Annotated in this window: 21 protein-coding genes; 19 read left to right on the top strand and 2 right to left on the bottom strand. The window is 42.4% G+C overall.

Translation table 11 applies throughout. The features are described from left to right. The first annotated feature begins 139 nt into the window (after positions 1 to 139). From EOD41_RS01720 to EOD41_RS01665, 12 genes are all read left to right on the top strand, one after another. Complete coding sequence (locus EOD41_RS01720) at positions 140 to 631, top strand: D-glycero-alpha-D-manno-heptose-1,7-bisphosphate 7-phosphatase (RefSeq protein WP_127703051.1); 492 nt, start codon at positions 140 to 142, stop codon at positions 629 to 631. Between the two features lie 188 nt (positions 632 to 819). Beyond that, on the top strand, positions 820 to 2,319 hold the full coding sequence (locus tag EOD41_RS01715) for a hypothetical protein (RefSeq protein WP_127703050.1): 1,500 nt from the start codon (positions 820 to 822) through the stop codon (positions 2,317 to 2,319). Between the two features lie 547 nt (positions 2,320 to 2,866). Continuing rightward, positions 2,867 to 3,718: an ATP phosphoribosyltransferase gene (gene hisG, locus EOD41_RS01710; RefSeq protein ID WP_127703049.1), complete on the top strand. Its 852-nt coding sequence runs from the start codon at positions 2,867 to 2,869 to the stop codon at positions 3,716 to 3,718. 106 nt (positions 3,719 to 3,824) lie between these two features. Further along, positions 3,825 to 5,111 carry a histidinol dehydrogenase gene (gene hisD / locus EOD41_RS01705; protein ID WP_205780471.1) on the top strand — a complete coding sequence of 429 codons (1,287 nt, stop codon included), beginning with the start codon at positions 3,825 to 3,827 and terminating at the stop codon, positions 5,109 to 5,111. A 4-nt stretch (positions 5,112 to 5,115) separates the two neighbouring features. After that, positions 5,116 to 5,856, top strand: a complete 741-nt coding sequence (locus EOD41_RS01700) for a hypothetical protein (RefSeq protein ID WP_127703047.1) — start codon at positions 5,116 to 5,118, stop codon at positions 5,854 to 5,856. A 2-nt stretch (positions 5,857 to 5,858) separates the two neighbouring features. Beyond that, on the top strand, positions 5,859 to 6,905 hold the full coding sequence (hisC, locus tag EOD41_RS01695; RefSeq protein ID WP_127703046.1) for a histidinol-phosphate transaminase: 1,047 nt from the start codon (positions 5,859 to 5,861) through the stop codon (positions 6,903 to 6,905). Continuing rightward, a complete protein-coding gene (gene hisB / locus EOD41_RS01690) occupies positions 6,905 to 8,050 on the top strand; it encodes a bifunctional histidinol-phosphatase/imidazoleglycerol-phosphate dehydratase HisB (protein WP_205780470.1) in 1,146 nt (381 codons plus the stop codon). The genes hisC and hisB overlap by 1 nt, the downstream gene beginning before the upstream one ends. 91 nt (positions 8,051 to 8,141) lie before the next feature. Next, on the top strand, positions 8,142 to 8,732 hold the full coding sequence (gene hisH / locus EOD41_RS01685; RefSeq protein ID WP_127703045.1) for an imidazole glycerol phosphate synthase subunit HisH: 591 nt from the start codon (positions 8,142 to 8,144) through the stop codon (positions 8,730 to 8,732). A gap of 5 nt (positions 8,733 to 8,737) precedes the next feature. Further along, positions 8,738 to 9,487 carry a 1-(5-phosphoribosyl)-5-[(5-phosphoribosylamino)methylideneamino]imidazole-4-carboxamide isomerase gene (locus EOD41_RS01680; protein ID WP_127703044.1) on the top strand — a complete coding sequence of 250 codons (750 nt, stop codon included), beginning with the start codon at positions 8,738 to 8,740 and terminating at the stop codon, positions 9,485 to 9,487. Positions 9,488 to 9,624: 137 nt separating this feature from the next. After that, positions 9,625 to 10,383 (top strand): imidazole glycerol phosphate synthase subunit HisF, encoded by a 759-nt coding sequence (gene hisF, locus EOD41_RS01675; RefSeq protein ID WP_127703043.1) that lies wholly within the window; start codon positions 9,625 to 9,627, stop codon positions 10,381 to 10,383. A gap of 16 nt (positions 10,384 to 10,399) precedes the next feature. Continuing rightward, on the top strand, positions 10,400 to 10,987 hold the full coding sequence (gene hisIE / locus EOD41_RS01670; protein WP_127703042.1) for a bifunctional phosphoribosyl-AMP cyclohydrolase/phosphoribosyl-ATP diphosphatase HisIE: 588 nt from the start codon (positions 10,400 to 10,402) through the stop codon (positions 10,985 to 10,987). 62 nt (positions 10,988 to 11,049) lie between these two features. Next, the gene (locus tag EOD41_RS01665; protein WP_127703041.1) at positions 11,050 to 11,958 is read left to right on the top strand and encodes a WD40 repeat domain-containing protein; all 909 of its coding nucleotides are present in this window, start codon (positions 11,050 to 11,052) and stop codon (positions 11,956 to 11,958) included. On the opposite strand, the gene EOD41_RS01660 is transcribed toward EOD41_RS01665, so the two are convergent. Continuing rightward, positions 11,955 to 12,716 carry a C40 family peptidase gene (locus EOD41_RS01660; protein ID WP_127703040.1) on the bottom strand — a complete coding sequence of 254 codons (762 nt, stop codon included), beginning with the start codon at positions 12,714 to 12,716 and terminating at the stop codon, positions 11,955 to 11,957. The two genes, EOD41_RS01665 and EOD41_RS01660, sit on opposite strands and share 4 nt — an antisense overlap. A 72-nt stretch (positions 12,717 to 12,788) precedes the next feature. Between EOD41_RS01660 and EOD41_RS01655 the strand changes: the two genes are divergently transcribed. Next, the gene (locus tag EOD41_RS01655; RefSeq protein ID WP_127703039.1) at positions 12,789 to 13,733 is read left to right on the top strand and encodes a bifunctional helix-turn-helix transcriptional regulator/GNAT family N-acetyltransferase; all 945 of its coding nucleotides are present in this window, start codon (positions 12,789 to 12,791) and stop codon (positions 13,731 to 13,733) included. Positions 13,734 to 13,863: 130 nt separating this feature from the next. On the opposite strand, the gene EOD41_RS01650 is transcribed toward EOD41_RS01655, so the two are convergent. Then, the gene (locus EOD41_RS01650) at positions 13,864 to 14,217 is read right to left on the bottom strand and encodes a 4Fe-4S dicluster domain-containing protein (protein WP_127703038.1); all 354 of its coding nucleotides are present in this window, start codon (positions 14,215 to 14,217) and stop codon (positions 13,864 to 13,866) included. Positions 14,218 to 14,301: 84 nt separating this feature from the next. On the opposite strand from EOD41_RS01650, the gene EOD41_RS01645 reads away from it, so the two are divergent. The 6 genes from EOD41_RS01645 to EOD41_RS01620 all read left to right on the top strand — a co-directional run bounded on the left by EOD41_RS01645 (position 14,302) and on the right by EOD41_RS01620 (position 19,056). Next, the gene (locus EOD41_RS01645; RefSeq protein ID WP_127703037.1) at positions 14,302 to 15,327 is read left to right on the top strand and encodes an acyl-CoA reductase; all 1,026 of its coding nucleotides are present in this window, start codon (positions 14,302 to 14,304) and stop codon (positions 15,325 to 15,327) included. Between the two features lie 98 nt (positions 15,328 to 15,425). Further along, positions 15,426 to 15,641: a fructose-6-phosphate aldolase gene (locus tag EOD41_RS01640; RefSeq protein ID WP_127703036.1), complete on the top strand. Its 216-nt coding sequence runs from the start codon at positions 15,426 to 15,428 to the stop codon at positions 15,639 to 15,641. Next, a complete protein-coding gene (locus EOD41_RS01635; protein WP_127703035.1) occupies positions 15,638 to 16,324 on the top strand; it encodes a cell division ATP-binding protein FtsE in 687 nt (228 codons plus the stop codon). Before EOD41_RS01640 ends, EOD41_RS01635 begins: the two co-directional genes overlap by 4 nt. A gap of 163 nt (positions 16,325 to 16,487) precedes the next feature. Further along, positions 16,488 to 17,069 carry a nucleotide exchange factor GrpE gene (locus tag EOD41_RS01630; protein ID WP_240663127.1) on the top strand — a complete coding sequence of 194 codons (582 nt, stop codon included), beginning with the start codon at positions 16,488 to 16,490 and terminating at the stop codon, positions 17,067 to 17,069. A 110-nt stretch (positions 17,070 to 17,179) separates the two neighbouring features. Continuing rightward, positions 17,180 to 18,343 (top strand): molecular chaperone DnaJ, encoded by a 1,164-nt coding sequence (gene dnaJ / locus EOD41_RS01625; protein WP_127703034.1) that lies wholly within the window; start codon positions 17,180 to 17,182, stop codon positions 18,341 to 18,343. Positions 18,344 to 18,441: 98 nt separating this feature from the next. After that, entirely contained in the window at positions 18,442 to 19,056 is a 615-nt protein-coding gene (locus tag EOD41_RS01620; protein ID WP_127703033.1) for a hypothetical protein, read from the top strand. Positions 19,057 to 19,060: the final 4 nt, after the last annotated feature.

The following is a 19,060-nucleotide window of genomic DNA, read 5'->3' as shown; positions in this document are numbered from 1 at the left end:
TGATTTATAAAAAACCATAGTATAGAATTCTGATTTACTCTACCAACAAACAGGATATTTATCATCCGCCCTGTTTGGCAGTATTTTATTAGGTCGGTTAAAATTTATGAATTACTAAATTTGCAAAAATTTCAAACAAATGCAAAAAAAGAATAAAGCAGTGTTTTTAGACCGCGACGGTGTATTGAATAAAGAGATGGGCGATTACGTATGTAAATTTGAAGATTTTCATGTACTGGATAATTTCGAGGCGCTTAAAACACTGCAGGACAAGGGCTACCTGCTAATTGTCGCTACCAATCAGGGTGGCCTTGCCAAAGGCTGGTACACCGAAGATGAACTCGGAAAAATGCACAAACATTTAAAAGAAGTTTATCACAAACATGGCGTAGAGTTCACTGATTTCTACTACTGCCCGCATCATCCAAACTTCACCGGCGACTGCGATTGCCGTAAACCAAAGCCCGGTTTACTATTAAGAGGTATTGAAAAATATAATATAGATCCTTCAAAGTCTTACTTCATCGGCGACCGTGAGCGCGATGTGGAAGCGGGTACATCCGCAGGTGTAAAAGGCATTTTAATTGACAGTGACCAGCCGATAAGTACAGTGCTTGATTTGATTGAGTAATAAATGTTTTAACAAAGCGTAATTGAAGCTTAAAATACCTCATGTGCGAGAGCAATCACTAAGGATCGTCTTAGACTAATTTGTCATTCTGAACGTAGTGAAGAATCTGTTTCCTGATAGATGCTTCGTTCCTCAGCATGACAAAAAAGCTTAGAGATTGCTTCGTTTTCGTAACGAGCTAAATTAACATGCATATCCCTCGCTTCTTCAAACATATCGATATACTTATAGCCGCCATAGCGGGCTTTTATATTATACAGCTATTCACTGCTTACAGCGGCGTGGGTATTTCTCCCGATTCGATAATGTATGCCAGTACTGCCGAGAGTATCTACAAGCATGGTAATCTGATTACCTTCAACGGCACGCCGCTGGTTTTTTTCCCTGTATTTTATCCGGCGTTTTTGAGTCTAAGCTTTTTGTTTGGTGTTAACGCTGTTCAGGCCGGGCCTGTTATTAATGGATTACTATTTGCCGTTACAATATTTTTATGCGGATGGATACTTAACCGCATCAAGCCAGCATATATATTATATAAGTGGGCTATTCTAATTATAATTATACTAAGCCCTGCCCTGCTGGAGATATTTACTTACTTATGGTCGGAAACACTTTTTATATTACTGATCATGCTGTTTGTAGTTACATTAAAACAGTATTTGGATAAGCCGGTGTTAAAATGGCTGCTGTTATCGGCAATCGTAGCCGCGTTGTGCTGCCTTACACGCTACGCAGGGTTGGTAGTAATTGCCACCGGCGGTTTGCTTATATTAATCAACCGTGCACTTCCCTTCAGCAAACGAATAACACATACTTTGACATTTGGCTTTGCAGGAGTACTGCCGCTGGCTGTAAACATACTCATCAACAGCTTATCAACCGGACTCGCAACAGGCACCCGCAAACCTTCGGTAACATCGTTTAGTGAGAACCTTTATTACTTCGGCACTGTTATATGCGACTGGCTTGGCCTGAACGAAACCGCACGTCCTTATGGCCCGGCTCTATCAGTATTTATTATCATAGCGCTTATAGCAGGTTTTGTTTTCTTGGCTATAAAAGGCATAATAAACAATTATCAAATTATATGTGCCGCCTTTGCGATTATATATAGTCTGTTTATATTAATAATAGCCACCGTTTCCCGGTTTGAACAGTTGAGCAGCCGGTTGCTGTCACCTATGTTCATCCCGATGCTGATTGGTTGTACGTTTTGGGTGCCTACTGTATTGGCACGCATCAAAAGCCCGCAACGCGTGTGGGTAAGTATTGTAACGATATTAATAATGTCAGGCTTTTTATATAATTATATACTGATTGACCTGAAACGCTACGACGACGAATTTGAGTACGGCGTACCCGGTTATACCGACGACGACTGGAACAAATCGGAATTTGTCAGTTTCCTGAAAAAACATACGCATCAATATAAATCAGGATTACCGGTATATTCAGATGCCGATGAGGCCGTTTACTTTTTTACAGGCATGCAAGCCAAGCTGGTACCGCATAGATATTTCACTGATGATGTGAAAAAGTTTAGCCAAAACAAACACTACTACCTGATATGGTTCAACGCCATGGCGAATCCTGAGCTTATTGGCTTGGATGATATCAGGAAACAGCATCAGTTGAAAAAGCTTTACGAATTTGAAGATGGAGTGGTGTATGAAGTATGGGGTAAATAACGCTTAGTTAGATACGATATTTCCAACACGTCATTGCGAGCGAATGCGCGGCAATCTCTAATTTCAAGCTACCTGTCATGCTGAGGAACGAAGGATCTATTGCCGATAGATCCTTCGCTGTCGCTCAGGATGACAAATAATAGGAATTTCTTCGTTCTCGCATTCACACTTTTTAACAATGCGCAATCAGTAAATCCAAAAAGTCAGTGGTTCACCCAGCAGGGTTAAGGATGGCAACGGATACCGGCCCCTGGCTAAGGCCTGCAGGGATATGAGTGTAAAGCCGGCCGAAGGCAACGCCATTAATTACAACGCCAACCGCCCGGCACCATGCGTCAACCCTTAAAATTCACATATAATTTTGATTTAATAAACATCTGCCTATATTTGCGCCCATACTCTATAGTTTTACTATACAAAATAATGAACGGTTTAGCACTACATCATCTTCATCTGCACCATCGCCACCCCGGCGATAAAAGATAATGTATGTTTCTACGTGAAATAACAACCACCCCGTTTATTTATTTACCCTTAATACAACTTTGTGAAAACACTAAAAATAGCGATCCAGAAATCGGGTCGGCTCAACGAGAAGTCTGTTGAACTGCTAAAAAACTGCGGTTTAAATTTCGAAAACTATAAAAGCTCGCTCATCTCGCCGGTTTCAAATTTTCCGTTAGAAATACTTTTTCTGCGCGATGATGATATACCTGAATATGTGCAGGACGGCATAGCCGACCTGGGCATTGTAGGTGAAAACGTAATACAGGAAACCGAAGTAAAAGTATCTTATCTACAGCGCCTTGGTTTTGGCAAATGCTCGTTAAAAATTGCGATACCTAACCACAGCGACATCAGCAGTTTGGCAGGCTTAAATGGTAAAGCCATTGCCACCACCTATCCTGTTATACTAAAAAAATATCTTGTCGGCCACAAAATTGAGTCGGACATTCGTACTATTTCGGGTTCGGTAGAGATATCACCAGGTTTGGGTTTAAGTGATGCCATTTGCGATTTGGTTTCAACCGGGGGCACTTTGAAAAGTAACGGCTTGAAAGCTTTCGCAGATGTAATGAATAGCGAAGCCGTGCTGATTGGCCGTGAAGGCAGCGAAAATGACGACTTAATTCAGGAGTTGATACAACGTATACAATCAGTACTTCGTGCTAAGGAAACTAAGTATGTAGTGCTTAACGCACCAAAGGAAAACCTTAAAGATGTGCTTGCCCTGCTGCCGGGTGTTAAAAGTCCGAGCGTAGTGCCCCTGGCCGAAGATGGTTGGGTGGCTGTGCACACGGTTATACCCGAACGTGATTTTTGGGATCGCATTAGTCAGCTGAAACAGGCCGGCGCACAAGGCATTGTGGTAATGCCGATAGAGAAGATAATACTTTAATCCCCCAAACCCCCTAAAGGGGAGTTACGCCGCAAGAGTAACTTTTACATTGTAAATTTGGGTTATATTAAATTAAACTCCCCCTTTAGGGGGCTGGGGGGTAATTATGATTGTTTACAACTATTCAGAACTAAGCAAACAGGACATTCAGAAACTGGTGCAGCGTAATGTTGACCCGGCTAACGAGATACGTGCTGTTGTTGAAGAAGTGATAGCCAATGTTCAGCAACATGGCGACCGAGCCTTGTTTGATTTTGCCGACAGATTTGACAAAGTAAAACTGGACAAGCTTTATCTTGATAAAACTGAGCTTGAGGAAATAGCCGCGGCTGTATCGCCTGCGCAAAAGGCAGCGTTGGAAACCGCCTATAAAAACATCTACACCTTTCACCAAACACAGCTTAAAGCTGAGGATAAGGTTGAAACCATGCCCGGTGTTACCTGCTGGCGCGAACTTAGGGCGATTGAAAAGGTTGGGCTATACATTCCCGGTGGAACAGCTGTACTACCAAGCACTTTTTTAATGCTGGGCATACCGGCTAAAATTGCGGGTTGCCAAGAGATCATCGTATGTTCTCCGCCGCAAAAAAACGGTAAGGTGAACGCTTTTATAGCGCAGGTGGCATTGATGTTGGGTATCGACAGGATATTCCTGTCAGGCGGGGCGCAGGCCATCGCGGCCATGGCTTACGGTACCGAAAGCATTGTTAAGGTTGATAAGATATTCGGTCCGGGCAACCAGTTTGTTACCAAGGCCAAAACCATAGTACAGTCAACCACCGCTACAGCTATTGACATGCCTGCAGGCCCATCAGAAGTTTTGGTTATTGCCGACGAAACAGCCCATCCGAAATACATTGCTGCCGACTTGCTGGCACAAGCCGAACACGGTATTGATAGCCAATCGGTTTTGGTATGTACTTCAAATGAAATTGCCAACAAAGCAATTCAAGAGGTGGAAAGGCAACTGGCTGTATTACCGCGGGCCGAGATTGCACAGCAAGCTATTGACAATTCATACATTGTAGTGGTAGATCATCTTGGCGAAGCCATGAATTTTAGCAACCAGTATGCGCCCGAACACCTGATACTGGCTACTGATAAATGGCAGGAAATTACCGGCAGCATTATCAATGCAGGTTCGGTATTTTTAGGAAACCTCACCCCTGAAAGTGCCGGCGACTATGCGTCGGGCACCAACCATACGCTGCCTACAAGCAGCTATGCCAGGGCATATTCTGGTGTGTCGGTTGATTCGTTTGTTAAGAAAATAACCTTTCAGCATATCACTGAGGATGGCTTGAAAAATATCGGTCCGGCAGTGCAAACGCTGGCTGAATTGGAAGGCTTGCATGCGCATGCGAACGCGGTGGCGGTGAGGAGTAATGGTTAGTAGTATGAAAAAGCTGAATTTTTTAATTTGTCTGTTTTTATCGCTGCATGTGGCCTGCAAAAGTTCACAAAAACCTTCGTTAGTTGATTCGGGGGTTGCAACTAATGAGCTGACGAATGATAGCGGAGATTCTTTGCGTAAAGCTGATTCTTTAAAAACAGCAGCGCAAAAAGCAGCTTTTAAATCATACAAGTTAAATTCAACGTACAGTGTAATTGACACGGGTTGGTTTAACTGTGGTACAATGGAAGGTTTGTATGCTATAGTGAAGCAAAACGGGCAAAATACTGATACTATACATTTAGGGATAGGCATGCAAGAAATTGAATCAAACCAATATTTGTATCTTATGTTAACTCAGTGCAAAAATTCTTTTGAAACCGAGCAGCCGTCGCCAGGCATTTTATATCTACGGCCTTATCAGTATGTAATATCTTCTACAGAAAAGAGATATCTATTAGATACTGCTATCACAGGCTTTGATAGCTATAAGTCTGCCCCTAATGTTATCAATAAGAAGATATACTTCTGGCAATACATTAAACAATCAGATAACTTGTTTAATGTTAACGCTGCTGTTTACAATCCCGAAACAGGTAAAACAGTAAGCCGCAATCTGTTCACTAATGATTTGAATGATAACGAACACATATATCCGCCGTTTGAAAAAGACAGGAAGGTAATATTCGACTGGGGAAATAAATCATGGAAGTTTTCTTTCAATGACTTTCAATTATTAAATTAATTATGTTCGACATAAATAAAATATTAAGGAATAACATCAAAAACCTCGTCCCTTATTCGTCCGCACGCGACGAGTTTAAGGGTGAAGCCAGCATATTTTTAGATGCTAATGAAAACGCCTTCGGTTCGCCGCTGAATACGGATTATAACCGTTATCCCGACCCACTGCAATACAAGGTAAAAAAGCGCCTTAGTGAAATAAAAGGTGTACCGCCGCGTAACATATTTTTAGGCAATGGCAGCGACGAAGCTATCGACGTAATATTCCGTGCATTTTGTAACCCGGGTGTTGATAACGTGATATTGGTGCCGCCAACATATGGCATGTACGAGGTTTCGGCTAACATCAACGACATTGAAACCCGTAAGGTATTACTTACTGAAGATTACCAACTCAATCTTGAAGGTATTGCCGAAGCTATTGACGAGGGTACCAAGCTTATCTTCATCTGTTCGCCAAACAACCCTACCGGTAATTCCATCAACCGAGAGGATGTTGAAACCTTGTTGGCAAACTTCCACGGGATTGTGGTTGTGGATGAGGCGTATATTAATTACAGTCGTCAGAAAAGCTTTATACAGGAATTGACAGAATATGCCAACCTTGTGGTACTGCAAACGCTTTCAAAAGCCTGGGGACTTGCGGCTTTACGTGTAGGTATGGCATTTGCCAGTGAAGAGATCATTGAAGTGATGAATAAGGTGAAGCCGCCGTATAACATTAACGAGGCGTCCCAGCAACTGGCACTTGAGGCGTTAAACAATATTGATACCGTTAACGGCTGGATACGCGAAACGCTTGCTCAGCGCGATAAACTGGTACTTCAGCTTAAAAACCTTGAATTTGTGTTGGATATCTACCCTTCTGACGCTAACTTTATTTTGGTCAAAACAACCGGTGCTAAGGATATTTACAATTTTTTGGTAGAGCAGGGCATTATTGTGCGCGATCGCTCGAAGGTGGAGCTGTGCGAAGGCTGCCTGCGCATCACCATAGGCACACCTGATGAAAATGACAAATTGATTGACGCTTTAAAAAACTACAAATAATGAGTTTGCAAAAAGTTCTTTTTATTGACCGTGATGGTACCATGCTGCGCGAACCTGCCGACGAACAGGTGGATTCATTTGAGAAACTGGAGTTTTATCCCGGCGCTTTGTTATATCTGCCTAAAATAGCCGAACTTGATTATGAACTGGTAATGGTTACCAACCAGGACGGTTTGGGTACTCCTGTACATCCGGCAGAAAAGTTTTATCCTGTACATAATTTTGTACTGAAAACTTTTGAAAACGAAGGTGTAAAGTTTTCGGCAGTATATATCGATAAGACATTTCCTGCTGATAATGCGCCAACCCGTAAGCCCGGTACAGGCATGCTTACCCAATATTTCGATACCAGTAAGTACGACCTTGCCAATTCATTTGTTATTGGCGACCGTAAGAACGATGTGTTGCTGGCAAAAAATCTGGGGGCTAAAGCGTTATGGCTAAATAATCACAGCAACCTTGGCGGTAAGGAATTTAACGACGACACATGGCAGCAGGAAGTAAAAGATACCATCGCCCTTGAAACAACCGACTGGAAAGATATTTACGAATACCTAAAACTCGGTCAGCGGGTTGTTGAGCACCGCCGTACTACAAAGGAAACCGACATTTATATAAAAATAAATCTTGACGGCACCGGCGAGGCAAAGGTATCAACAGGCCTGCATTTTTTTGACCATATGCTCGACCAGATTGCCCGCCATGGCAGTATCGACCTTGAGGTAAACGCCAAAGGCGACCTGCATATCGACGAGCACCACACCATTGAAGATACCGGTATTGCCCTTGGTGAAGTATTCGCTGAAGCTTTAGGCAACAAAAAAGGTATTGAGCGGTACGGTTTTTGCCTGCCTATGGACGATTGCCTGGCACAGGCTGCTATTGATTTTGGCGGCCGTAACTGGATTGTTTGGGAGGCTGAGTTTAACCGCGAAAAAGTGGGTGATGTACCTACAGAAATGTTTTATCACTTCTTTAAATCATTTAGCGACGCCGCAAAATGCAACCTTAACATAAAAGCCGAAGGCATAAACGAGCACCATAAAATTGAGGCGATATTTAAAGCCTTTGCCAAAGCCATAAAAATGGCGGTAAAGCGCGACGTTGATAAAATGGTTTTACCGAGTACAAAGGGAGTACTTTAAGCTGCAGATGCAAGAGTTAAGAATCAAGATCCAAGGTTAAAAATTTCTTTCTTGATTCCTGATTCTTAATTCCTGACTCTAAACAAAACGAATGATAGGCATAATACGATACGGCGCAGGCAATATATTCTCGCTTACAGCAACGCTCGACAGGCTGGGCATTGCCTATGGAATGGTACATACTGAAGCTGATCTGGAACAATATGACCGCTATATTATCCCCGGGGTTGGACATGCGGGCGCTGCTATGCATAAGCTTGAGCAAACCGGACTGGTGCCTAAAATAAAGGTACTTGATAAACCTGTATTGGGGATTTGCGTGGGTATGCAGTTGTTAACTTCATATTCTGAAGAAGGCGATGCCAATCTGTTAGATATAGTACCCGTTAAAACGCTGCGATTTAAAGACAGCGCCGAATTTAAGGTACCACACACCGGCTGGAACCAGGTGTTTCCGGAAAAGAACAACAAACTTTTTGAAAATATTCCGCCCGGTTCGCACTTTTACTTTGTACATTCATATTTTATTGAGTACGATGAAGCATATACTTTATCGTCAACAACATATACAAACAAATTTTCGGCATCAATTTGGCTTGATAATTTTTACGGGGTGCAGTTTCATCCCGAAAAATCAGGAGTTTATGGTGAAACCCTTTTAACTAACTTTTCAAACATATAAAACACATGTACATTATACCCGCAATTGACATTCTCGACAAAAAAGTTGTCCGCCTTCGCGAAGGCGATTACGGACAAGTAACCGAGTATGACGTTTCTTTGGAAGAAATGATTGAAAAGTACCAGTCGAACGGCACTAATTTTATACATATAATTGACCTTAACGGCGCAAAAAACGACTTTTCTAACCAGCAATACCTGTTTGATGTGATCAAAAATACTGATATGAAAATACAGTATGGCGGTGGTATCCGTAGTATTGATAAGGTAAAGGAGTTGATTGATGCCGGCGTACATCGTGTTATTGTTGGGACACAAGCCATCACCAATCCTTCTTTTCTGTTCGACCTGAGCAAAGAAATTTGCGGACGTGATAAGTGTTCAGATCAGGTAGTTATCGCCATCGATGTACTTGACGAAGTAATAAAATATTCAGGCTGGATGGAAAGCTCCCCTATAAAACTGATGGATTATGTTGACAAGTGCCTGGCACTCGGCTTCTTCCGCTTTTTATGTACCGATATCAACAAAGACGGTAAACTTGGCGGCGCGGGAGTAGAACTATATGCAAAATTGCTTGACCACTCCCCTTTTATAAAACTTATTGCATCAGGTGGTATAAGCTCAATGGACGATATTGAAAAACTAAGCCGCCTGAAGGTTGAATCATGTGTAGTGGGTAAAGCGATATATGAAGGGCATATTTCAGTAGAAGATGTAAAACACTGGAATCTGGAAGCGCTGATGTCGATATAAAACGAAGCCCTGGCCCTAAGGGGCAATTTATGTAACTCAAAACGTCATTGCGAGGTACGAAGCAATCTCTTTAAGCTTGCCTCAATACTTGTCCTGGAGAGATTGCCGCGCTACGCTCGCAATGACATCTTTAAAAAATGCTATCGAAACGTATAATCCCCTGTTTAGACGTAAAGGACGGCCGCACTGTTAAAGGTGTGAACTTTGTTGATTTGCGCGATGCCGGCGATCCGGTTGAACTGGCCTGGAACTACTCGCAACAGGGTGCTGATGAACTGGTTTTTCTGGACATTACCGCTACTGTTGAGCGCCGCAAAACTATGGTTGAACTGGTTAAGGCAGTGGCCAGGCAAATAAACATACCCTTCACCATTGGCGGTGGCATTAACGAAATTGCCGATGCAGATGCGTTGTTAAATGCCGGTGCTGATAAGATTTCTATTAACTCTGCAGCGGTACGTAACCCTGCGTTGATTGATCAACTGGCAAAAGCCTTTGGCGTTCAGTTTGTAGTGATAGCGGTTGATACAAGGAATATCGACGGTAAAAACATCGTACATTTGAACGGCGGCAGGCTACCGACAGAAAAGGAAACGCTCGACTGGATACTGGAGGCCGAAAGCCGTGGGGCTGGTGAAATATTGCTAACCTCAATGGACCACGACGGTACAAAAGCCGGGTTTGATAACGCCCTGTTAAAAACAGTTAACCATGCTGTGCATATCCCGGTTATTGCTTCAGGTGGTGCAGGTTCGGTACAGCATTTTGTTGATGTTTTTGAAAAAACAAATGTCGACGCGGCACTTGCAGCATCCGTGTTTCATTACGGCGAGATATTGATACCTGATTTGAAAAATACTTTAAAAGAAAATAATATCGAAGTAAGGCTGGTGTAACCGGCACTGAATAACCATGAATATCGATTTCGACAAAACAGACGGTTTAATACCTGTAGTAATACAGGACACGCAAACGCTTGAAGTGCTGATGCTTGGTTACATGAACCGGGAAGCATACGATAAAACCGTACAGGAAAACATTGTAACCTTCTACTCTCGCTCAAAACAGCGCTTGTGGACGAAGGGTGAAACCAGTCAAAATTACCTGCATGTACAGGAAATGCATATTGATTGTGACAACGACACCTTGCTGATAAAGGTAAAAGCCGATGGGCCAACCTGTCACACCGGTTCACGCAGCTGTTTTAAAACCGGGTACAATCAAAACTTTATACTCGAGCTTGAGCGTATTGTGAACGACAGGTATGTAAATCCTCAGGAAGGATCGTACATTAATAAACTACGAGGCAAAGGCCTTAACAAAATTGCCCAGAAGGTTGGCGAAGAAGGTGTTGAAACCGTAATTGCCGCCCTTGCAGAAACTGAGACAGATTTAATAAACGAGGCATCAGATTTGGTGTTTCACTTGTTGGTTCTGCTGCGCGAAAAAGGCCTCACGCTTGATACAATTGCCAAAAATTTGGAAGGAAGACATAAATAGACCATAGTCCATAGAAGCACTTTTACTATGGACTATGGTCTATCGACTATCAACTACAATATATGCTTACCGTAGAAAATATAGCCGAACTTACCGGGCACAGCAATCCTATTTTTACTGCGGAGCTTTCACAGAAGCCGGGTATTTTGTTTACAGGCGGCAATGATAAAGGCGTTGTGGAATGGAGCCTTGAAACCATGAGTTTTATCAAGGTGATGTTTCCCGTTCCGGCATCGGTTTATGCTATACATTGTCCGGAAGATTTTCCTTATCTGATAGCAGGCCTCCGTACAGGGGACGTGGCTGTTTTTGATTTTACCCAACAAAAAGTTATCAAAATATTAAAGCAGCATACCAAACCAATATTTGATATTAAGTCTGTCAGCGGTAAAAAAGAACTTTTAGTGGCTTCTGAAGACGGCACTGTATCAGTATGGAGTATGGAGGCGCTGGAACTTTTGCACACCATACAGGTATCGCATGACACTGTCCGTTGTATAAGCATATCGCTGCAAAAAAAGCATATCGCTTTTGGCTGCCGCGATAACAGCATCAGGATATATGACATGGACGACTATGGATATATAACCACTTTGCAGGGGCATACCATGTCAATCTTTTCATTACAATTCGCTCCTGATGGCAGCTATCTGGCATCAGGAGCGCGTGACGCACAGATAAAAATATGGGATACCAATGGCTATAATCTAACACAAAATATTCCGGCCCACTTGTTTGCTGTAAACCATATTGCTTTTCACCCTTCCCTTCCCTATTTTGCTACCGCCAGCATGGATAAAAGTATCAAGATATGGGACGCGCAAAACTTTAAACTGCGCAAAATCATCAGCCGTGAAAAAGGGCTACCGGGCCATGTGTTGTCTATCAACAAACTGCTATGGAACGGCGATAATCAACTCATATCTGTTAGCGATGATAAGCGGGTGATCATCTGGAATGTCACCTTCTAAACATATGTGCGAATGCAATTAAAGCGGTGTGTATGCCGCTGTTGCTCCTCAGAATAGATGCCGTGCTCATCTATAGTATCAATCTTAACTTTTCCTGATGCATGGATGATTAGCCCATCGCCAAGCATAATGCCCACATGAGTAATATTACCCTTTTCATTTTCAAAGAAAGCAAGGTCGCCGGCCTTTGCGTCATCAAGATTTTCAATTAGCGTACCCTGTTTTACCTGCTGACTTGCGTCTCTGTCTATTTTAATACCATGGTGCCTGTAAACGGCTTGTGTTAGTCCCGAGCAATCTATACCAAAATGTGTGCGCCCCCCCCACAGATAGGGAACATTCATAAACTGCATGGCTGTTTCGGCGATGCTTTCTTCCGGTTCCTCTTCTTCAGAAATGATGTATGTTTGATTACCAACTCTGCATTCGTTACCATCAACTAATGGTAACGAGCTACCGAATGGCAAGTATAACAAACCCATATCTGTTTTTCTGAAAACCCATGATACAGCTGAACTTGTAAGTATGATATTTGAAATTAAAATTTCCTGATAGTCGGCAGCTGTAATTATTTCAAATTGTAATCTTGCTATCCAGCCTGTATAGTCATCATAAGTTGTTATAATCTTCACCCAATTTTCCTGCCACTCTACAATTTCAAAAGTTTCTCCAAATAACACCTGCGACACTTGTTCACTTCTTTCATTACCCTCAGCTCTTAAAGGTACCACAGCAAGGTTGCATATCCCGTATTCCATTTTTAAAAAATATTTTTAAAAATAGAAAAACATTCCTATATATTTGTAAGTACTTACGTAAATATATACACTATGTCAGTTATTGATGATTTGCAAGAACTTGCGATTGGCGCCCGCATGAAAAGGCTGTATGAAACTTTTTCAAAAGATGTAACTCAGATATATAAGGACGAAGGCCTTGAATTTGAGCCGAAATACTTTGTGCTGTATTACCTGATTAGCCGCCGGGAGGAGATTGGTATTACAGAAATTGCAGAAGAGCTGTCACTAACGCATCCTGGGGTAATACATCTGGCAAAAGAACTGGAAACGCTTGGCTATATTGAGTCGGTGAAATCAAGCACCGATAGCCGCAAGCGTATTCTGCGACTATCAAAAAAAGGGCAAGAGTCGCTTGGTAAATTTGAGCACGTATGGGCTAAGATAAGCAGCCTGAATAAATCGCTGTTTGAAAGCCAGCATAACCACCTGCTTGAAGCAATAGCAGAAGTTGAAACACAGCTAAATCAAAAAAATTATTACCACCGATTTAAGGAAATGTTCAGCCCAGCCGGTAAATCAGACGTTACAGTGCTGGAGTATGAGCCAAAGCTGAAAAAATACTTCAAGTCGTTAAACATTGAGTGGATCAATACTTATTTCACTGTTGAAAAGCACGATTTAGAACAACTTGATCATCCTGAAGATCATATTTTGAATGACGGTGGCCGTATCCTTTTTGCTAAGGTTGACGGACAAATTGCCGGCACCTGCGCCCTAATCAAAACCGGCAAGCACGAATATGAACTGGCAAAAATGGGTGTTAGTCCGCGTTTCCAGGGACGCAAGGTTGGTCACGCGCTTATGGAAGCGTCGCTTAAACTGGCAAAAGAGCTAAAGGCAAAAAGGGTGTGGCTTGGGTCGAACAGTAAGCTTACTCCTGCCCTTGCCTTGTATCGTAAATATGGTTTTAAAGATATCCCGGTAGGCGATACACCCTATAAACGTGCGGATGTTAAAATGGAAATATGGTTGTGACCTCAACCAACCTTCTCCAAAGGAGAGGGCTTTATAAGTTTACTTCAAATCTTCCTCGAGTGAGATTTATAGGGTACAAAAAAGGAGCATCAATTGATGCTCCTGTGTATTTTTCTGAAATGAATAAATATTATTCGTTCATATGCAGCCAGTCTTTCTTGGCCAGCAGTTCTTCTTCAGTTTCGCGGATATCTTCATCATCAACACAGCAGTCAACCGGGCAAACGGCGGCACACTGTGGTTCATCATGAAAACCTACACATTCGGTACATTTATCAGGTACTATGTAATAAATATCGTCAGATAAAGCAGCTTGTGCCTCTTCGGCGTTCAGCGTGTTGCCATCGCCAAAATCAATTACTCCCTTCAGCCCTGTCCCGTCAGAAAAACGCCAGGCGGCACCAGCGTCATAAATAGCATTGTTCGGGCACTCTGGTTCGCAGGCCCCGCAGTTAATGCATTCGTCGGTGATTTTGATCGCCATATTATAAAAAACTTATATTCTGTAATAACTTTGCGCAAATATAACAAAAAAAGCCTCTCGGGGTTTATACCGATATACTTTTCTATGTCAAATTACAATCCGGATACATACATCCAATCATTCTCAGTGCTGGGAGAACACCTCCGCAATCCTGATGAAGAGCTTAAACATCTAATTCAAACCGAAAAAAATGTCAATGCCTGGTTCACGCCTGAAAGTATTGAATCAGCTATAAACGCTATTGCTGAAAACCTTAACAGTTACGATCTGACTAAATGGCTGCAGCAATATTCTGTTAATGCAAATATTGAGCCTAAAAATATCGGATTAATATTAGCAGGCAACATCCCGCTGGTGGGTTTTCATGATATTCTATCTGTACTGCTATCAGGCAACAAGGCGCTTATCAAAGCGTCGTCACAGGATAGCCGCCTGATTAAATACTTGCTGAATAAGTTAGTAAGCATTGACAATACGTTTGCCGACAGGTTTACTTTTGTAGAAAAGCTGCAAAACTTCGACGCTGTGATTGCTACCGGCAGCGATAATACGTCGCGCTATTTTGAATATTACTTTGGCAAGGTGCCGCACATCATCCGTAAAAATCGCAACAGCATATCAGTATTAACCGGCGAGGAAACTACTACGCAATTGCATGAGCTTGGCCACGATATTTTCGATTATTTCGGCCTGGGATGCCGCAACGTTTCGAAACTGTTGGTGCCTCATGGTTATGATTTTACCCCATTTTTTGAAGCTATTGAGCCTTATAATGATATTGCCAATCATAACAAGTACCATAACAATTACGATTATAATAAGTCAATATACCTTGTAAACCGCGATAAGCACCTTGACAATGGCTTCTTATTATTGAAAGAAGACGAAAGGCTGGCATCGCCGCTGGCGGTATTATTTTATGAATATTATGACGATATCATCTCAGCAGAACGAAAAATAAACAGCCAGGCAGATAAAATACAATGTGTAGTAAGCACCGGGCCTTTGCAAGTGAACAGCCAGGTGGTGTCTTTCGGGCAAAGCCAGCAACCAGGCCTTGCTGATTATGCCGACGGAGTGGATACAATGAAATTTTTGGCTGGTCTTTAAAATAACCATAAATTTGGAAAGAGTCACTCGTCATTGGTCATTGATGCTTGTTTAAAAAATTAAACCAATGATAAGTGATTAATGACCAATGACTAAAAATGTATATTATAAAAGTTAAGGGCGTTGCCAAAATACCTGATTATGTGCAGCTGCGTGATGATAAGTTCACGCTGCTGGCTTATTTCAGGGTTGACAGACCCGATAAATCGCTGGACAAGGTTGGATTAGGCCATAAGGCCGATTACATTATGAATATCATAAAAGACCTACCCTTTGGACAGATACTAAAATTAGACGTAGAGCAGCAATCATGATTGGAAATTCTATTATAAAACTTAACGGCGTTGACGTTTTTCAACAAAAGCATCTTGTACTTTCAAACGTCGACCTGCATATTGACAAAGGTGATTTTGTTTGGCTTATCGGTCAAACCGGCTCGGGTAAAAGCAGTTTGCTAAAAATTATTTATGGCGATTTAGCCCTTACCAGTGGCAGTGGGCATGCCTGCGGTTATGATCTGGCAAAGTTGCCCGAACGTGATATACCTTTTTTACGCCGTAAGCTTGGTATTGTTTTCCAGGATTTTCAGTTGCTTACCGACCGCACCATTGAGCAAAACCTGCATTTTGTGATGCATGCAACCGGCTGGAAAGACAAGAACCTGATAAACGAACGCACGCTGGATGTACTTGAAAAAGTTGGCCTCCGTTCCAAATTAAAAAAGATGCCCCACGAGATATCAGGCGGTGAGCAGCAGCGTGTAGTTATCGCACGCGCATTGTTAAATGACCCGGAGATTATTTTAGCCGACGAACCTACCGGCAACCTTGATCCTGATACTTCTGAAGAGATTGTAATGCTGCTAAAACAGATCAGTCAGCAAATGGGTACCGCCGTTATTATCGCTACGCATGATTATCACATCATTCGCACCTTCCCATCGCGTATTATAAAATGCGAGAACGGCCGGGTTTTAGAAGATGTGGAGATAGGTTGATTTATAATAGCGGTTGTATAAGCAGTAGCACATATAGTGTCCGCTTTGCCGCAACTGCTACTTTTTCATAAAAACTGCCACTGCTACAGTTGCAACAACTTTCACTATGCCAGCTTGTCGGCTTTAAAGCTATGGCAAGGTACTTGATTGGCACTATACAGCTATGAAATTTAACGATATGCTTAAGAAAAAAAAGAAGGAAGAAACAGAAGCGCCTGAAAATACGACAGAGGTGCTAAATGATGATACAACTGCTGCACAATCTGAAGAAACACAGGCAGCAGAACAAGGCCCTTCGGCCGAAGATAAACTGAAAGAAGAGTTATCACAGGCTAATGATAAATATTTGCGCTTATACGCTGAGTTTGATAACTTTAGAAGACGCACTACTAAAGAGCGCGTAGAACTGCTGCAAACAGCCGGTAAAGAAATTATTGTTTCGTTGCTGCCAATACTTGATGACTTTGAGCGCGCTTTCCGTTCAATGGATCAGGCGACAGATGTTGTAGCTGTAAAGGCCGGTGTGGAGTTGATACATAGCAAATTAACTAACATACTTACGCAAAAAGGCCTTAAGCCGATGGAAGCGATTGGTCAACCGTTTGATGCTGACCTGCACGAAGCCATTACCAACGTACCGGCCCCTGCAGAAGATATGAAGGGTAAAGTGATTGATGAGATGGAAAAAGGCTATTACCTTGGCGACAAGGTAGTACGTTTTGCTAAAGTGATAGTAGGAAGCTGATATCGAATTTCGAATGTTCAATTTCGAATATTGGCTTTTGCCTGGTAACTGATTAAAATAAATAATAACAAATTCGAAATCGAAATTTCGAAATCCGAAATAAAAAGAAAATGTCTAAAAGAGATTATTACGACGTACTTGGAGTTTCGCGGAATGCCGAGGCTGACGAAATAAAGAAGGCCTACCGCAAAATGGCCATTAAGTATCACCCGGACAAAAACCCGGGCGATAAAGAGGCCGAAGAAAATTTTAAGGAAGCCGCCGAAGCATACGAGGTATTAAGTAACCCCGAAAAACGCCAGCGTTACAACCAGTTTGGCCACGCTGCCAATGCACAGTCGGCTAATGGCGGCGGATACGGTGGTGGTGGCATGAATATGGATGACATATTCAGCCAGTTTGGCGATATTTTTGGCGGTGGCGGCAGTCCGTTCGATAGCTTTTTTGGCGGTGGCAGGCAAAGCGGCGGTGGCCGTCGTGTAGCCCGCGGCAGCAATTTGCGTATAAAAGTTAAGCTTACGCTTGAAGAAATTGCCAATGGCGCCGAAAAGAAGATCAAGGTAAACAAACAGATTATATGTAAAACCTGTGATGGTACAGGCGCTAAAGACAAATCATCGTTCCAAACATGTAAAACATGTGGCGGCAGCGGCGCTGTACGCAGGGTTACCAACACCATACTAGGCCAGATGCAAACTACCAGCACCTGCCCAACCTGTAACGGTGAAGGTAGTACCATCACTTCAAAATGTAATGTATGCCATGGCGACGGTGTTGTACGCGGTGAAGAAACCATCACCATAAACGTTCCTGCAGGTGTTAGTGAAGGTATGCAGTTAAGTATGAGCGGTAAAGGAAACGCGGCCCCCCGTGGCGGTGTACCTGGCGATCTTATCATATTAATTGAGGAGGTGCCTCACGAAACGCTAAAACGAGATGGTAACAACGTGATATATGACTTGCATGTAAACTTTGTTGATGCAGCTTTGGGCACAAGCGTTGAAGTGCCAACTATTGACGGTAAGGCCAAAATAAAGCTTGATGCCGGTACCCAGGGTGGTAAAATTCTTCGCTTAAAAGGCAAAGGTGTACCAGAGGTGAATTCATATCGCCGCGGCGACCAATTGGTGCATGTGAACATCTGGACACCAAAAGCGTTAAGCCGCGAGGAACATGAACTGCTTGAAAAACTACGTAATTCGCCGAACTTCAAACCTAATCCGGGTAAAAACGAAAAAAGCTTTTTCGAACGGATGAAAGAATATTTTGAATAAAGTGACGGTAGCAATATTGTAAAAAGATAGTGAGAAGCCCGGTTTACCCGGGCTTTACTTTTTTATAGGGTTATATTTGCCCGTCAATTGTACGCTGAATGAAAATAAACAGAACAACTACTCAACTGGCTTTCTTTTTCACACTGCTGCATCTTATTACAAGAGGGGTAAATACAGCTTTGCAAATAATTGATAAGCCGGTTCAGCCAACAGTGTTATACTTGCTGCAGTTTCTGGCTGAGATAAGCTTTATAGTGGTTATTGTTTATTTGATATCTGTACTAAAAGCGCTTAAAGCTAAAGCGGCATTTACAGGGATGATCGTTTATCTTGTACTTGCAGTGTTTAGCTTTGCCTTATCGGTAGCTGTTCAAACCTCGCTGATTGTGCCTACTGCCTTGTTAAGTATATTGCTTAACGTACAAACAGTGCTGCTATTTATAACACTCATCTTCTTACTGGCTGTTTCTTTCCGCATCGATCCGCCGGCTATCGGAAGTAATTACCGTACTTTTTTTATCCTCGTAATCATACTACCGTTATTAAAAAGCGCTGTCTCGTTAATCTTGTTAAAACAATGGCCGGGGCATGTTTCGCAGGGACTTAATTATTTTGATATTCTTTCGCTTTTGCCACCCGTAATCTGGTTGCTGATTATCCAGCAGGTATCTGTATTAATAAACAATAAAGGAACTTTAAACAAAAACATTTAAGCAA

Origin of the sequence: Mucilaginibacter limnophilus (genome assembly GCF_004005815.1) — a bacterium.
Lineage (GTDB): Bacteria > Bacteroidota > Bacteroidia > Sphingobacteriales > Sphingobacteriaceae > Mucilaginibacter > Mucilaginibacter limnophilus.
Note: the sequence above shows the minus strand (reverse complement) of the source record. Positions and strands in the feature narration are given on the sequence as shown.

Bases quoted from the DNA above. Each gene is read 5' to 3' on its own strand.
- EOD41_RS01635 (WP_127703035.1), top strand. From the start codon at position 15,638: ATGATTGGAAATTCTATTATAAAACTTAACGGCGTTGACGTTTTTCAA.
- dnaJ (WP_127703034.1), top strand. From the start codon at position 17,180: ATGTCTAAAAGAGATTATTACGACGTACTTGGAGTTTCGCGGAATGCC.
- hisH (WP_127703045.1), top strand. From the start codon at position 8,142: ATGATAGGCATAATACGATACGGCGCAGGCAATATATTCTCGCTTACA.
- EOD41_RS01700 (WP_127703047.1), top strand. From the start codon at position 5,116: ATGAAAAAGCTGAATTTTTTAATTTGTCTGTTTTTATCGCTGCATGTG.
- EOD41_RS01655 (WP_127703039.1), top strand. From the start codon at position 12,789: ATGTCAGTTATTGATGATTTGCAAGAACTTGCGATTGGCGCCCGCATG.
- EOD41_RS01680 (WP_127703044.1), top strand. From the start codon at position 8,738: ATGTACATTATACCCGCAATTGACATTCTCGACAAAAAAGTTGTCCGC.
- hisD (WP_205780471.1), top strand. From the start codon at position 3,825: ATGATTGTTTACAACTATTCAGAACTAAGCAAACAGGACATTCAGAAA.
- hisC (WP_127703046.1), top strand. From the start codon at position 5,859: ATGTTCGACATAAATAAAATATTAAGGAATAACATCAAAAACCTCGTC.
- hisF (WP_127703043.1), top strand. From the start codon at position 9,625: ATGCTATCGAAACGTATAATCCCCTGTTTAGACGTAAAGGACGGCCGC.
- EOD41_RS01715 (WP_127703050.1), top strand. From the start codon at position 820: ATGCATATCCCTCGCTTCTTCAAACATATCGATATACTTATAGCCGCC.
- EOD41_RS01645 (WP_127703037.1), top strand. From the start codon at position 14,302: ATGTCAAATTACAATCCGGATACATACATCCAATCATTCTCAGTGCTG.
- EOD41_RS01650 (WP_127703038.1), bottom strand. From the start codon at position 14,217: ATGGCGATCAAAATCACCGACGAATGCATTAACTGCGGGGCCTGCGAA.
- hisIE (WP_127703042.1), top strand. From the start codon at position 10,400: ATGAATATCGATTTCGACAAAACAGACGGTTTAATACCTGTAGTAATA.
- EOD41_RS01660 (WP_127703040.1), bottom strand. From the start codon at position 12,716: ATGGAATACGGGATATGCAACCTTGCTGTGGTACCTTTAAGAGCTGAG.
- EOD41_RS01720 (WP_127703051.1), top strand. From the start codon at position 140: ATGCAAAAAAAGAATAAAGCAGTGTTTTTAGACCGCGACGGTGTATTG.
- EOD41_RS01640 (WP_127703036.1), top strand. From the start codon at position 15,426: ATGTATATTATAAAAGTTAAGGGCGTTGCCAAAATACCTGATTATGTG.
- EOD41_RS01630 (WP_240663127.1), top strand. From the start codon at position 16,488: ATGAAATTTAACGATATGCTTAAGAAAAAAAAGAAGGAAGAAACAGAA.
- EOD41_RS01665 (WP_127703041.1), top strand. From the start codon at position 11,050: ATGCTTACCGTAGAAAATATAGCCGAACTTACCGGGCACAGCAATCCT.
- EOD41_RS01620 (WP_127703033.1), top strand. From the start codon at position 18,442: ATGAAAATAAACAGAACAACTACTCAACTGGCTTTCTTTTTCACACTG.
- hisB (WP_205780470.1), top strand. From the start codon at position 6,905: ATGAGTTTGCAAAAAGTTCTTTTTATTGACCGTGATGGTACCATGCTG.